Origin of the sequence: Couchioplanes caeruleus (assembly GCF_003751945.1) — a bacterium.
GTDB classification, from domain to species: Bacteria; Actinomycetota; Actinomycetes; order Mycobacteriales; family Micromonosporaceae; genus Actinoplanes; species Actinoplanes caeruleus.
Genome location: NZ_RJKL01000001.1, coordinates 7011422 through 7025637, shown reverse-complemented (window position 1 = coordinate 7025637; position 14216 = coordinate 7011422). Strand labels below are relative to the sequence as shown.

The following is a 14216-nucleotide window of genomic DNA, read 5'->3' as shown; positions in this document are numbered from 1 at the left end:
GCTTACTGCCGGGTCCAGGTCCAGTCCTTGACCAGTACCTCCTGCTGCGGACCCCACGTGGCCGTGGCGCCGGGCCAGAGGGAGATCGCTTCGGCCTGCAGGCGTGCCGCGACCTCGGTGCCCCAGCCGTTCTTGGTCGTGCGGGAGTACGGCGCGGCGATCTGGGTGCCGTCGATGGAGAGTTCCACCCGCTGGCCGGCGGGGTCGACGAGGAAGGAGGCCTGGTGCCAGGCGGTGTCTGGCTTGAGGTAGCCGGCTGCCGCCCAGGAGTTGCCGGTCCAGACCCGGATCTTGCCGAAGTTCGCGTCCCACGGGTTGAGCACCCACTGGAAGGCGGTGCCGTGGTCGACCCGGGTGTTCTGGCCGTCCCAGACGAACAGGCCGCCCTCGACGGTCTGGGCGTTGCGGGGGCCTCCGGCCTTGGACGGCACGAAGGGCATCTGGAAGGAGAAGCTGGCCTGGTGAACGAGCGTCATCATGGACGCGTCGACGACCGGCTTGTAGGTGATGTTGTGCGCCATGATCCCGCGGTTGAGGATGTTGGAACGCAGTCGGGAATCGGTGCCGCGGTGTTCAGTGGTGATGTCGGCGTCGTTGACCGGTGCCTGGCCGGCCGCCGCGTAAAGGCCGTCACCGACGACGGTGGTCCAGCCGGCCAGGTCGGTGCCGGAGTCGGTGACCGAACCGGCGGCCATGGCGGGCGTCGACAGGCCCGTCGAGGCCGCGACCGCGAGGGCCGCCGCGCCGGTGCCGAGCATCTGGAGGAAGCGTCGCCGGCCGCGCACGGCTGACAGGTTCAGGTTAGGCATGCCCCTCTAGTTCGGCGTCGAACCTCAAGCCCACCCCAAGCGTCCCTCAAGCCGAGGGCAAGCCTGCCCGCCTCGGGGCCCGGCGCGGCAGTACTCAAGGTGTGATCTGCTCGCCGCACATGCACATGCGGGCCCCTGACCTGACAACCCAGAGCCTGCGAATCGGCCAACAGATGCATGTCTTCGCGGCGCAGCCCGAGCGCCTCACCGATCCGGATCCCCGTGGACCACAACAGCAACACCAGGAACCGGTCGCGGGCGTGGCGGGTGACATCGACCAGCCGCGCGACCTGCTCGACCGTCAGCCACTCGATTCCCGCATCGACCGCCGCGAACTTGATCAACCGGGAACGGACCGTCCGACGCTGGTCATCCTCACCGGGGTCCAAGCCCGCAAGACGCCATGACCGCCGACCTACGCCCCGCCATCGCCCAGACCCTCTCCACGTTCTGGCTCACCCCCACATACGAAGAAGCCGTAGCGTGGGGCACCTACCCCTACGACAGCGACCCCCTGGCCCGTGCAACCCGGCCCCTCGCCAGCCCTTTCCGCCCCGACGAACTGACGCCAGTCCTCAACGGACATGCCCTTAACCAAGGCAAGCGGGCTTGGCTGCAGGGCTCCCTAGCAATCAGCAATTCACAAGGTCAACAGGTCACAGCCGTGCTTCGGCCGCACTACGAGACACTTGGTGCTCCGGCAACTGACTAATGTGACCGATCTGATCACAGAGGCGGCTCACTCTTCGGTCAAGTTCGGCCAGTGGCGTAGAACGGTTCGGTGTTTGCCATCAGCCAGGCGGTGAGGGGGTCACTCCCATCGCGTAGCACCACCGTATCGACCGGGTAGGGCGACGGTACTCGGGCAGTTGCCGCCTGGACGGCCGCCGTGACCTGGCGGGCGCCCGCGTCCGGCGGCGGGTCCGTCTTGAGCCGGACGCCGATCAGTAGCGCCGGTGGCTGCTCCCCCACCTGGGCCAGCGCGAGCCGCGCCTCGAGCACGGCAGGGAGTGAGGCGAATGCGTCGGCGAGCGCGGTGAGCAGGTCGGCCGGTTCCTCGGGGGGCAGGCCGAGACGCATCCGGGACCCCGCGGTGACGCGCCGAGTCTCGCCTCGGAGGATGCCGACCCCGGACGCCCGGATCGGCAGGCCGATCTCAGCGCCTGGGTTGACCGCCAGGCCCAGCTCCGGCGGCATCAGTGCGGCCAGCTCTCGACCGGTGAGGACCATGTGCGCCTGCTCACCCGCGGCGTGGGTGAACTGCTCCTGCGAGGTGTAGGCGGCCACGTACGGGCCGTCCTCGAGCGGCATGACCGGCAGCGCGGCGTCGCCGTTCGGGTCGGCCCCGGCCGGCAGCGGCACCCAGAGGTCGTTGTCGCGCAGGGCGTGCAGCAGCTGCTCGGCGGTCGCCGCGCCGGTGCGGACGCCGGCGAGGACCGACTCCAGGGGGTTCGCCGGGAATGCCATGGCGGGATCCTATCCGCGGTCCTGGTCACGCCCGGACAGCGCCGCGTGCAGGGTCTCGGCGGCAGCGGTGAACCGCCGGTTCTGTTCGGCGCGCTGCTGCGGGTCCACGGTGAGCAGGTAGAAGTCGGCGAAGTTGTCTCGTGGCGCCGCGTACAGCAGGTCTTCCAGCGTGGCGGCGTCGGTCAGGATCTGGCCGGCCGGGCGGTCTTCGACCCCGAGGGCGTCCTGGAGGTCACGCAACCGGGGCAGCCAGAAGGCCCCGCGGCGGCCCTCCTGAGTGACGGCGGCGACCAGCTCTGCCACGGCGGCGCGGGCTGCGGCGAGTCGTTGTTCCGGACTTGTCATGGCAATGGCTCCGATCCGAGGACTTCCACGCCGTCGATATTCCAGGGGGTGGGTACGAAGACCTGGTGGCCGCCGCCGACGTATACCCCGCCCATGCTGCCCACCGGGCCGGGGTAGACCTTGGTTCCGGCCGGGATTTTCACGCGGTAGACGGTGTCGATGGGAGATACACCGGTCAGCAGATGCGTCTGCGGGTCGATCCATTGCGCCTTGACGGCGCTGTCGGTCCGTACGTGCGCGACGCTGGCCGGTGGCTCGGTGGTGAACCATTGGCCGAGCGGGTTCTCCGTGTCTCCGGCGCGGTAGAGTACCCGGTCCTCGGGCAGCTCGACCTCGTCGTAGCGGCCGCCCGCGTAGTTGGCCGCCGGGGTGCTCCGCAGGTCCGCCAGCGGGCCCGGGTTCTCCACCATGTTGAACTCGTACTCGTCGGCGGCCTTGGGCGCCAGCGGGTCGACGCCGGTGCGCGCGCCGCGCTTGAGCAGGCTCTTGAGGTCGATGAGGACCTGCCCCAGATGGTCGACCATCGGGGTCAGCCGGCGCAGGCTGTCCAGCAGCGCCCGGATGAAGTGCTGAATCTTGTTGACCCACTTGGCGACCAGAGAGCCGACCTGGCTGACCACCAACGGGGTGGCAATTCCCAGGGTGATGCCCTCCGTGGCAAGCCACTGCGGCAGCCGAGCGGCTAGAGTGGCGATGAAATCGGCGATGAGGTCGCGCACGATCCCCCGTACCAACCCCACCAGCAGGCCGGCACCCTCCACCGCTGACGAGATGCCCTGCGCGGCGGTCGCGATGCCCTCCATCGCCGCCAGATGCCTATCGGCGTGCCCGCGGTAGGCATCGCCCGAGGCGCCAAACCACTGCGACACCTCGCTGCCCAGCTTGGCCGCGTAGTCGGCGCGCGCGGAAGCGGTGAACCTAGCGACGTTGCCCCAGGTGGCGGCGTGCGCGGCGACCGCGTCGGCGTTGCCGGCCAGCCAGTCGAGGGCCTCCTTGAGCGGCTGGACATGTTCCATCAGCCAGCCGACACCCCACGACAGCAGGCCGCCGATCGGGTCGAGCGCCAGCGACAGAATTTCCAGCGACGCGCCGACCCCACCGAGACTGGTGTCCACCCATCTGTTGTTCTCAATCCCGGAGGCGATCTGCTGGGCGTCCTCCACCAGCCCCAGCCCCGTGGCCCACGTGGTCGAATCATGCGCGGTGGCGACCAGCGCGTTCTCGCTCACAGCGGCAACTCGACAGCCGGCGCGGCGAAGCTGGTGGCGCGGACTCGCCGGGCGGCGTCATCGTCGGTTCCGGAAGCTGCGGCCGCCGTCGTCCGCAGGTCGTCCGCGGTCCCATGCAGGGCATCGATCGTGGCATCCAGCGCATCGACGGCCAACTCGAACACCGGGGTGAGCAGCACCGGCAGGAACTGGCACAGATGCCCGTACGCACCGGTATCCATGGTTACCTCACGCACCGCCGCGCGGGCCTGCTCCATGCCGGCGCCGACCTGATCGACGCTGGCGGCGTGGCCGCGGACCGCGTCGATCGGCATCTGCATCGCGTCACCGGCCATCGTGCGTCTCCTGCTCCGGCGGCGGTGCTGGGAATCGTCGCTCGTACGCGTCGACGACCGCCCGACCGGTTTCGGTTTCCGCGCCGACGGTGCCACGGACCTGTTCGGCGACGAACTCGGCCATGCGGCTCTGCGCGGCCCGCATGACGGCCAGGATCCGGTCGCTCAGCTCGCTGCCCCGACCGTTACAGGCCCGGTCGTCCAACTCCAAGGCGAGCACCTGTCCGGACGACCCGACAGTCACCGCTATCAGGCATTCTGTGTCACGCTCCGTAGCGGTCAGCTCGGCCACCTGCCGCGCCAGGCGCGTGGCCTGTTCGGCGCGGGCGTCGATGCCTGCAGCCCACGATTCCAGCCAATCCTCGGCCGCGTCGATGTCCCGCACGTCTCCCCCGCTCCTGTGCCTGGTCCGCAGGCTAGGAGATCTTCTCTTCCGAGTGCAACTCTGCGTGCCTACAACCGTGGTTGCAGCTCGTGCTCAAAGTGCGGTTCATCGCTCCTCGCCTGAAGGCAGCGCAGTAGAACACGGCCACAGTCTGGGGCCGTGGCCGTATTAATCTGGTGAGATGGCGTTGGGGCAGGCTTACATCGAGATCGTCGGAGACGTCTCGAAGTTCGCCCCTGATCTGAGGCGAAGCCTGACGTCGGTCTTCAAGTTGGGTGCGATCACCGGGGTGGCGGCGGTGGCGTCGTCGCATCTGCTCGGAGTGGCCGGCGCGATCACGCAGCTGGGCGGCGCGGCGGTAGCGATCCCGGCCGGTATCGCGGTGGCATCGGCGGCGATCGGCGCGTTGAAGCTCGCCACCTCAGGGCTGGGGGAGGCGTTCTCGGCCGCGGCCACCGGCGACGCGGCCGCATTCGAGAAGTCCCTGGAGAACCTGTCTCCGCGGGCGCAACAGCTGGCGCGGGAGCTGCGCGGGGTGAAGCCCGCCATGGATGCAGTACGCAGCAGTGCGCAGGACGCGTTCGCGGGACCGCTGATCGGGCAGATCACCGCCACGTCCGGGGTGATCTCGGGGCCGCTACGCACCGGCCTGGCCGGTATCGCCGCCGAGTACGGACAGATCGCGCGGCGGGCGCTGGAGTTCGTACGGCAGTCCGCGTCGGTGTCGGCCCTCACCGCAGTGCTGAACACGACCCGCACCGCGATCGCCGGCGCGGGTGTCGCGGTCGGTCCGCTGCTGGCCGGGTTCCGCGACCTGGCCGTGGTGGCGTTGCCGACCCTGTCGCGCCTGGCGCAGCTCGCCGGACCGCTCGCTGCGCAATTCGGGGCGTGGATGTCGCAGATGGCCGCCAGCGGCGCCGCCGCACAGGCGTTGCAAGGTGCGGTGCAGGTGCTGACTCAGCTCGGGCAGGTCGCGGTCAACGTCGGCGGGATCATTAGCGCCGCGTTGCGCGCCGCCGCGGAGGGCGGCGGCGGGTCGCTGCTGTCAGCCCTCGTCCAGCTCACCGGGCAGCTGAAGGCGTTCCTGAACTCGGCGACCGGCCAGCAAGCCCTGACCAGCCTGTTCTCCACCATCTCGACGCTGGCGGCCGGGCTGGGCCCGATCCTGACGACGCTGCTCGGGATCATCGCCCGCTCGATCCTGCCGGCCCTGGCCGAGGTCGCCGCCGCCGTGCTGCCGGCAGTCCAGGCCATCGCCGACGGGCTCGGCCCGGCGATCGCCGCGCTCGCCCCGGTCGCCGCGAAGCTGATCGCCGCGCTCGCCGAAGGGATCCGGGCGCTCGCGCCGGCGCTCGGCCCGATCGGTGAGGTGATCGCGTCGGTCGTGTCCGCGCTGACCCCGCTGTTACCGGTCGTCGGTCAGCTGATCGCGATGCTGATCGGGCCGCTCGCCACCGCCCTGTCCGCGCTCGGTCCGCTGATCGCTCCGCTGGTCACCGCCCTCGGCCCCGTGCTACTGCAGCTCGGCCGTACCCTGACCGACGCGCTCGCGCCGATCGCCCGGCTGCTCGCCGACCTGTTCCGGCAGCTCGGCCCGGTGATCGGTCAGCTCGTCGCCGCGCTCGGTACCGCGCTCGCCCCGGCCCTCGACGCGGTCGCGCCGGTGGTCACCGCGCTGGTCGAAGCGCTGATGCCGCTGATCCCCGCCATCGTGGACCTGGTCCCGGCCATCACCGAGATCGTCGTGGCGGCCGCGCCGCTGACGAAGGTCTTGGCCGAGCTGCTGATCCTCGCCGCGCAGATCCTCGCCCCGCTGATCAAGCTCGCCGCGGTGCTGGTGCAGATGATGGTGTCCAAGGCCGTCGCCCCGCTGATCTCCTGGATCGCCTCCGCCTTGGCCGATCTGCTGGCGCCGCTGACCGGTGTCGCGGACTGGATCGGCCGGCTGTCGACGGCGATCGCCGGTATCGACTGGGCGGAAGTCGGCGCGGCGATCAGCGGGGCGTTCTCCGCCGCGTGGCAGGCCGTGGCCCGCTTCTTCGCCGGGCTGGGCGAGTTCCTGACGTCGCTGCCCGGCCGGCTGCTCGCCGCGCTCGCCGCCCTGCCGGGCCTGCTGGTCGGGGCGCTGAAGTTTGCCTTCGATTCGGGGCTGCGCGCGGTCGGTGTCGGCATCGGGTTGCTGGTGTACTCGGTGACGACCCTGCCGGGACGGATCATGGCGGCGCTGCAATCGCTGGCCGGGTCGATCTCGCGGTTCTTCACCGGCGTGTGGAGCTCGGCGACGTCGCTGGCGAGCCGCGGCATCGCCTCGCTGGTGTCGTTCGCGACGGGGCTGCCGGGGCGGATCAGTGCGGCCTGGTCACGGCTGCCCGGCGTGCTGGGCTCGCTGCTGAACAACGCGTTCAACGCCACCCGCCGCGCGGCGTCGTCGGGGATCTCCTCGGTGGTCTCCTACGTCGCGAGGGTGCCGGGCCGGCTGTCCGGGCTGGCGGGCCGGTTCGTGTCGGCCGGCACCAACCTCATCGGCGGGTTCATGCGCGGCCTGCGCCGCGTCGGGTCGCTGGGCGACATCGCCGCGTCGATCACCGCGGCGGTCCGCTCCGGGCTCAACAACGTGATCGGGCGGATCAACTCCGGCATCGCCGACATCGACCGGTACCTGCCCGGCTCGTTGCCGCGGATCCCGTACCTGGCCGACGGCGCGGTCGTGAACCGGGCCACCCTCGCCGTGCTCGGTGAGGCCGGCCGGGAGGTCGTCATCCCGCTGACCCGGCCACGGCGGGCCCGCGAGCTGGCCGAGCAGTCCGGGCTGATGGACCTGCTCGGCGCCGGCGAGGGCGGCGGCGGGGCGGTGATGTTCGGCCGTGGCGCCATCTCGATCACGTTCGAGGGGGCGGTACCGACCCGGCAGGAGGCGCTGCAAGTAGGCCAGGCGGTCGGTGAAGGGGTGTCGCGGACGCTGGCGCGCCGCGACGTGGCAACGACGGTGAGGACACTCTGATGGGCAACTACAACCCGGACCTGCCGCACGTGGTGGGGATGCAGTGGGCGCCGCTGGTCGCAGACCAGGTGATGCTCGACCCGGCAACCGAGGTCGGTTACACGTTCCGCTCGGCCACAAACTGGAAGGAGTTGCAGGTCGGCCCGGACCGGGTGCGGGTCCTGGTGCAACCCCCGCCGGGCCAGCCGCGGCAGAAGCATGTGTCGGTGAACCTGTACAACGACGGCGCAGCCACGGCGACCGGCCCGATCCGCAAACTGGTCATCCCCTGCACGTCCGGCGCAGCGGTGACCGGGGCAGCGCTCGGCGGCGGCGCCGGCACCTACCAAGCGGCAGTACACAACCCGTCCGACGCCGGGCATGTGACCTTGACCGGGCCGAACGCTGGCGCGCGGTTCTGGTTTGCGGTCACCGCCGGGCACATCGTCGCGGCGCTGCAATACCGGCGGATCCTGGACGTCACCGTCCTCTACGCGGTGACCGGGCCGTTCGAGACGGTGCCGGCCGCGCTGACCGTCGGGTTGGAACGCCCGGCAGCGAATCTGAACTGGGTCATGGACGACACCGTGACCGGGCCGGCGTCCCCGCAGGCCGGGGTGAGCGTGCGCCGGGCACCGCTCGGCGAACTGAACCCGTGGTGGTCGCCGACAAACAGCCCGGCGTCGATCGCCTCACGGCTACCCTTCAAGGCGATCGGGACGCCGTTCGCGCCGACGCCCACCACCGGCCTCGACGCCCTCGCAGGGGCGGGCGGTGCCAACATCAACGTGCGGCTCAGCACCAGCGGAACGGTGCCCGGCGGCGCCGTGTTCCAGATCCACCACGTCGCCCTCGAGGTCACCTTCTGCGAGGAGTCGCGCATCGCGGCGGGTGGCCTGGACATCTCCGGTGGAGCCGCGCAGGCCGACGGCGGCTACTTCTTCGACGTGCCGATCCGCCAGCTGCACAACTTCGGCTTCCCGGTGTCGTTGGCCCGCGGCGCAAAGTACGCGCTGACCGTCACGCAGGCGTTCGCCGGGGCGTTGTCGCTCACCTCTCCTGTGCCGGTCGTGCTCAACCGCCTCGGCACGGTCGGCCCGGACCCCAACCATGAAGGCATCGTGCTCCGCAAGACGCTGCGGGAAGGGACGGCGCCCACACGGGAACCGAGCCCGCTGATGCCCGCGATGGTGCTGATGGGCCCCAACGGCACGGTCGAGACCGGCTCGCACGCCTACACCGCGCAGGCGGTGGGAACCTGCCATCAGCAATACGCACTGTCCGCCAACAGCCAGGTGCTGACCGACGCGGTGCCCGGCACCTACGTCTGGGCGGTGTTCTACGCCCGGCACACGCCCGGCACCGTCGACCCGCTCACGGTGGCACAGGCAGACCTGCACGACGAGTCGGCTGCGGTCGGCCCGTCCGGGCAGATCAGCGTGGCCGACTTCGACCAACTGCCGGAGGTCGCCAACGGCTGGAAGAAGGTCACCGTGCGGCTGGAGCCGCCGGTCATCCTCACCGGCGATGACAGCCCACTACGGTTTCGGTTCTCCTCCGCCGGGGACGCGTCCGCACCGTGGCAGGTCCTCGGCGCGGACAGCAACCCCGCCGCGCAGGTGTCCTCGCCGGCCAGCCGCGCGAGCTTCAACGGCGAAAGCGACTTCGCCCGCCTCGACAACCAGCCGGACACCTCTGCCGACCTCGCCCTCAGCCTCGTGCGCGACATGGACCCGGTCACCGGCCTGACCGTCACCAGCCAGGTCCAAGACCTCGCCGTTGTGGACGCCGACTTCTGCTGGCCCGGCGACCGCGTGCCCACCGGGATCCGCTACCACCGGCTGCGCTGGGATCCGATCAACTCGTCGATGGTGCGCGGCTGGGCGCACTACGAGGTGCAGCGGCAAGACGACATGTACGGCGAGGCGTGGGAGGTCATCGCTCGCGTCGCCGAACCGCACATCACCAGCATCGACGACTACGAGGCCCGCGTCGGGGTCACCACCCGCTACCGGATCCGGGCCGTACACCGCACCGGCATCGGCGGTCCCTGGACCGCCCCGGTCACGGCCACGATCGCCGCGCCCGGGGTGACCGGCCGCAACGTCGACTCCGGGGTGCTGATCATGACCAGCAATCACCGTCCGGCCGCCAACCTGGCGTACGTGATGAGCTGGGATCGGCGCAGTCCGGAAGAGTTCACCTTCCCGGAAGCAGGACAGGTCGACCTGCAGGCGATGTACGGACGTGACTATCGCGTCGTGATGCGGCCGGTCGAACGCGGCGGCGTCGAGTTCGCCCGCACCGTGCTAGTCAACGCGGCCGCGATCCCGGCGGGCAGCCTCGACGCCGGGTTCCGGCAGTTGCGGGACCTAGCGTGGGAATCGGTGCCGTACGTCTGCGTGCGCGACGAACTGCACCACCGCTGGCTGTCGACTGTGCTGGTCCCGTCCGCGTCGGTGCGCCGCCGCCCCGGTCGCTCGCACCTGCAGCTGGCCCAGCTGACCGTCGTCGAGGTGACCAGCACACCCGCACCGCTCGACGGCGGCCCCGCCCCCTGCGAGGGCCTGCGCCCGGAGGGAACCCAGATCGCCAAGGCCACCGCGACCACCACGGCCGACACCTTCTCGTCGCGGGTCGGCGCCGACGGGTTCGACCGGCAGGTGCCCGCCGGCGGCTGGGGCGCCACGCAGATGCCGGGACAACCGTGGCAACTCCTGCAAGGAGCGGCCGCCGCCCTGTCGGTGTCCGATGGCGCTGGACTCATCCAGGTAGTCGAGGTCACTAACCGTAACCCCACCTTCGAGACCGACACCGCGGGATGGACCGCATTCGGCGCGAGCGCAGCACGCTCGACCGTCCAAGCCCACGAGGGCGCGGCGTCGCTGGTGCTGACACCCGACGGTGTCAGCGAGACAGCCCGCGTCCAATCCGAGGCGGTTGCCGGGGCGGCACCCGGCGTGGACTGGCGTGCCACTGCCTGGGTGCGCTGCGCCGTGGCCCGCCCGGTCATCCTGTCGATCAACTGGTTCGACGCGGCCGGCGGCTACCTGGGCACGTCGACGGGCCCGCCGGAAACCGTGGCGGCGAACACCTGGACGAGGTTGACGTTCACCGCGGCGACCACGATCGCCGGCGCCGCCCGCGCCGCGGTCAACGTCGTGATGACCGGGACCCCTCCAGCGGCGCACGTACTGTTCATCGACGAGGCCACGATCGCCCGTGAACCGGCAACGACCCGCCTCGTCACCGCCGCTCCCGTGCTGGCCGACGTCGACATCCGGGTCCGATTCCAGGTCGACCAGATGCCGACCGGGGCAGCCATCCAGGCTGGGCTGATCGCCCGCGACACCAGCGGCGGCGACTACTACCGGGCGATGATGGCGTTTCGCACCGACGGGCAGATTGGCGTATCGCTGGAGCGGATCAACGCCGGCGTGCGGACCGTGCTGGTCGCCGAGCAGGTCCAGACCACCACCGACAACACGCCGCTGCGCTACTCGCCGTCGCAGTGGATCACGTTGCGGTTTCAAGTCCGAGGACAGGTGCTGATCGCGCAAGCGTTCACCGATGCCGCACCGCCGATGAACGCGGCGCGCGCCGTCGACGACACCGTCACCGCCGCCGGGCGCACCGGCGTGCGGACCGTGGTCCTGCCGGGGAACACTAACTGGGCCACGGCAGTCCGCGTCGACTCCTTCGAGGTGCGCTCCCCGCTGGGCGACCTCGACATGCGGATGTTGGTGCGGCCCACCACCGAAGACGTGTGGCGTCTGTCGATCGAACAGCTCGCGCTGCACGGGCGCGCGATCACCTCGCATGTGGAGGTTGATGTGAACTCCCTGGGCATGTGCGCCTACCTGAGCGAGCGCCTCTCTACGGAGGCGTGCGCGAGCGGGGAGGCGATGCAACTCAATCCCCGACAGCGGCGGTGGGTTCGCTGCGTCTACGAGCAGAACATCGGCGGCGGCCAGTCACGGATCAGCTTCTTCACCTCCCTGTACGGCACGACTTGGGCGGCGGCCGGCTCCCAGACCGGACCGGCAGTCCAGGCGTCCACCGACCCGGGTGAATTCCTGATCACCGCCAGCGAGGGCGTCACCCTCAGCCGCATGCAGTGGCGTGACGGCATCAACGGCCGGCTGCTGGCCAGCCCCGACTTCGAGACCCAACCGCAAGGCACCACCGAGTTCGTCGACGCGCAAGGCAACCGATGGGAGATCCATGGCCGCGGCATCTGCGCCACCGCCTGACCTGCTCGCCCTCGACGAGCATGTCGGGCAGCGCCCGGTCACGTTCCGATTGGAGCTCGTCGACCGGCTCGGCGTGCGCCGCGGCCGGCTCACCCCGCTGCGCTCGTCGACGCCGAGCTTGAGCCACGACACGACGGCGACGATCAGCCGCCGCGTCACCGGACTCACCCTCGGCGCCGGCGACAGTGCCCTGATCCGGCCGCTGACCGACCGCATCGACATCGCGATGGTGCTCGGCGCCACCCCGCCTCTGATGTACCCGCTGGGCCGGTACCTGATCGCCGATGCCGTCAGTGTGCACACCACCGGCGGCACCACGACGGCGCTGACGTTGTACGACCCAATGTTCATCGTCGACCAGCAACTCGAGGCTGGCTTCGACGCCGGCGGGGCGCTGGTCGACACCGCCGTACGCCGCCTGCTCGACGGTCTGCCGATCGGCGAGCTCGTCCTGGACGCCACCGAACAGAACAGCACCAATTCGTGGTCAGCGGGCACCTCCCGCGCGGCCGCCCTACTCGATCTGGCCACCGTCGGCGGCTACGTCAAACCATGGTTCAACCACACCGGCCAACTACGGATGCCGCGCGCATCCGAGCCCGCCGCCCAGGCCCCCACCATCGACCTGGACCATCCGCGTCGGGTACTGCGCGGCTCGATCACCCGCAGCCCGCAGATGCTGAGCGCACCGAACCGGTTCGTGGTGGTGTCCAACGACCCCACCTCCGACGCCGCCCCGGTGATCGGCACCTACGACGTGCCGTCGTCGGCGCCGCATTCCATCAACCAGCGCGGCTTCATCATCCCCACCGTCGTCGAAGCACAGCTGCCGTCACAGCGGCACGCCACCGTGTACGCGCGCACCCTCGGCATCCAGCAAGCCGTGTACGAGGTGGTCGAGTTGAGCACCCCACCGGACCCGCGCCATGACGGCTATGACGTGGTCCGCTTCGACGGCCAGCTGTGGTTGGAGACCGGCTGGGAGATGCCCTTGACCGCCGGCGGAGAGATGCGGCACACGCTGCGCCGCGCCTACCCCAGCGACGGCGACCTATGAACGGCACATCGGGCGGTCAGGTGCCGTTCAAGGCAATCGCCGAGGCGGTCCTCGACCGGGCCCGCCGCGCCGGACTGATCTGGCGACTGCGACCTGCGACCGTGACCGACGTGTCGCTCGGCGGCGCCACGCGGGTGCGTATCGACGGCGATCCGGAGCCGATCCGGGTCGCCTCGATGATCGGCCCGGTCGCCGTCGCTGCTCGGGTGATGGTGCTGATCACCCCACCGGCCGGGCACCATATCGTCGGCTGGGCCGGCCCGCCTGCGCCCGGCGGCGGGCCTGCGGGACTGGCGTGGTCCGACAGCAGTTCACCGCCCACCGCCAACACGCCCCTTGTTGTGCTGTCCGCCGCCATGGTGCTGCGGGCCAGGACCGCGTACCGCGTCGAGCTGGGCGGCGGGGTCCTTTCCTCGGCACCGGGCATCCTTGCCGACCTCCGCCTGGCGCGGGCAGCGGCCGACGGGCGCCCGGAGCAGGCGCTGGCGGAGTTCTACCGGTACCGCGCGGAGGGCGGATCCGTGGTGAACATCGACGGCATCCGCTACATCCGGCGCAGTGCCGGCACCGACCTGAGCGTCACCGTTCAGCTGACCCTGCAGGCGGCGTCCGGGTCCGTGACCCACGTCGCCGCAGCCGGGCGACCGCGCTATCTGATGATCACCGCCTGTGGTGAAGCTGCCGCATTCCCGCATGCTACTGACATGCAGTAACGCAACGACTGTCGTCGACGACGCCAGCACTTGTATATAAAACATTGACGGCAACGAAGCTCACGGAATACAATAAATCTATACACCGCGCTCTTCTGAAAGGACCTTGGCGTGAGTACTTCGGCCAAACCGTGGCGCGCCTTCTGGCGCCGCTGGCTCTACGGCGGACGCCACCTCGCACCGATCGCTGTCGGTGGCCACATCGATCGGACCGAAGCCTGATGACCGTCGCCGTGCCCGCGGGTCGTACATTGACTATGTACGACTGCCGAGCATGGGAGGCATCAGTCAATGAAGGTCACCAAGGCGCAGCTACGCGCGGCCGTCGCCCGCGTCGCCGAGGACCTGATCACCGACGGCCCCTCCGAGATTCCATCGGTCGTGGGCCTCAAGGAGATCAACCGGATGTTCGGCTACGCCGCGAACACCGCCTACCAGCTCCGCGCGCGCGGCGTGCTGCCGGTGGCAACCTCGCCCATCTCCAACAATCCGGTGTGGAAGCTGGTCACCATCTACAACTTCGCCGAGCAGACGAACCGGGAGATCGTCTGGGATCCCTGGGGCATCTGCGCACCGTCCGGCGAGCCCGAGAAGTCGACAGACGGCACCCCGGAAGGAGAATAGGTTCCCACGGCCGCACTGC

At 70.3% G+C, this 14216-nt stretch carries 12 protein-coding genes; 5 read left to right on the top strand and 7 right to left on the bottom strand.

Annotated elements, in window-relative coordinates; translation table 11 throughout:
* Positions 1 to 2 precede the first annotated feature (2 nt).
* From EDD30_RS31615 to EDD30_RS31585, 7 genes are all read right to left on the bottom strand, one after another.
* Positions 3 to 809, bottom strand: coding sequence for a twin-arginine translocation signal domain-containing protein (locus EDD30_RS31615; protein WP_123678611.1), 807 nt, complete (start codon positions 807 to 809; stop codon positions 3 to 5).
* On the bottom strand, positions 797 to 1153 hold the full coding sequence (locus EDD30_RS42145) for a tyrosine-type recombinase/integrase (RefSeq protein ID WP_071803480.1): 357 nt from the start codon (positions 1151 to 1153) through the stop codon (positions 797 to 799). The genes EDD30_RS31615 and EDD30_RS42145 overlap by 13 nt, the downstream gene beginning before the upstream one ends.
* Before the next feature lie 406 nt (positions 1154 to 1559).
* Positions 1560 to 2276 (bottom strand): enhanced serine sensitivity protein SseB C-terminal domain-containing protein, encoded by a 717-nt coding sequence (locus EDD30_RS31605; protein WP_071803479.1) that lies wholly within the window; start codon positions 2274 to 2276, stop codon positions 1560 to 1562.
* Positions 2277 to 2285: 9 nt separating this feature from the next.
* The gene (locus EDD30_RS31600) at positions 2286 to 2621 is read right to left on the bottom strand and encodes a hypothetical protein (protein ID WP_143162562.1); all 336 of its coding nucleotides are present in this window, start codon (positions 2619 to 2621) and stop codon (positions 2286 to 2288) included.
* Positions 2618 to 3850: a hypothetical protein gene (locus EDD30_RS40020; protein ID WP_071803477.1), complete on the bottom strand. Its 1233-nt coding sequence runs from the start codon at positions 3848 to 3850 to the stop codon at positions 2618 to 2620. The genes EDD30_RS31600 and EDD30_RS40020 overlap by 4 nt, the downstream gene beginning before the upstream one ends.
* Complete coding sequence (locus EDD30_RS31590; protein ID WP_071803476.1) at positions 3847 to 4185, bottom strand: type VII secretion target; 339 nt, start codon at positions 4183 to 4185, stop codon at positions 3847 to 3849. The genes EDD30_RS40020 and EDD30_RS31590 overlap by 4 nt, the downstream gene beginning before the upstream one ends.
* Positions 4175 to 4570 (bottom strand): YbaB/EbfC family nucleoid-associated protein, encoded by a 396-nt coding sequence (locus EDD30_RS31585; protein WP_071803475.1) that lies wholly within the window; start codon positions 4568 to 4570, stop codon positions 4175 to 4177. Before EDD30_RS31585 ends, EDD30_RS31590 begins: the two co-directional genes overlap by 11 nt.
* A gap of 181 nt (positions 4571 to 4751) precedes the next feature.
* Between EDD30_RS31585 and EDD30_RS31580 the strand changes: the two genes are divergently transcribed.
* From EDD30_RS31580 to EDD30_RS31560, 5 genes are all read left to right on the top strand, one after another.
* Positions 4752 to 7571: a phage tail protein gene (locus tag EDD30_RS31580; protein ID WP_071803474.1), complete on the top strand. Its 2820-nt coding sequence runs from the start codon at positions 4752 to 4754 to the stop codon at positions 7569 to 7571.
* Positions 7571 to 11803 carry a hypothetical protein gene (locus tag EDD30_RS31575; RefSeq protein ID WP_071803473.1) on the top strand — a complete coding sequence of 1411 codons (4233 nt, stop codon included), beginning with the start codon at positions 7571 to 7573 and terminating at the stop codon, positions 11801 to 11803. The genes EDD30_RS31580 and EDD30_RS31575 overlap by 1 nt, the downstream gene beginning before the upstream one ends.
* Positions 11775 to 12860, top strand: a complete 1086-nt coding sequence (locus EDD30_RS31570; RefSeq protein ID WP_071803472.1) for a hypothetical protein — start codon at positions 11775 to 11777, stop codon at positions 12858 to 12860. Before EDD30_RS31575 ends, EDD30_RS31570 begins: the two co-directional genes overlap by 29 nt.
* Positions 12857 to 13573 (top strand): hypothetical protein, encoded by a 717-nt coding sequence (locus EDD30_RS31565; protein WP_071803471.1) that lies wholly within the window; start codon positions 12857 to 12859, stop codon positions 13571 to 13573. The genes EDD30_RS31570 and EDD30_RS31565 overlap by 4 nt, the downstream gene beginning before the upstream one ends.
* Positions 13574 to 13864: 291 nt before the next feature.
* A complete protein-coding gene (locus EDD30_RS31560) occupies positions 13865 to 14197 on the top strand; it encodes a hypothetical protein (protein WP_071803470.1) in 333 nt (110 codons plus the stop codon).
* Positions 14198 to 14216: the final 19 nt, after the last annotated feature.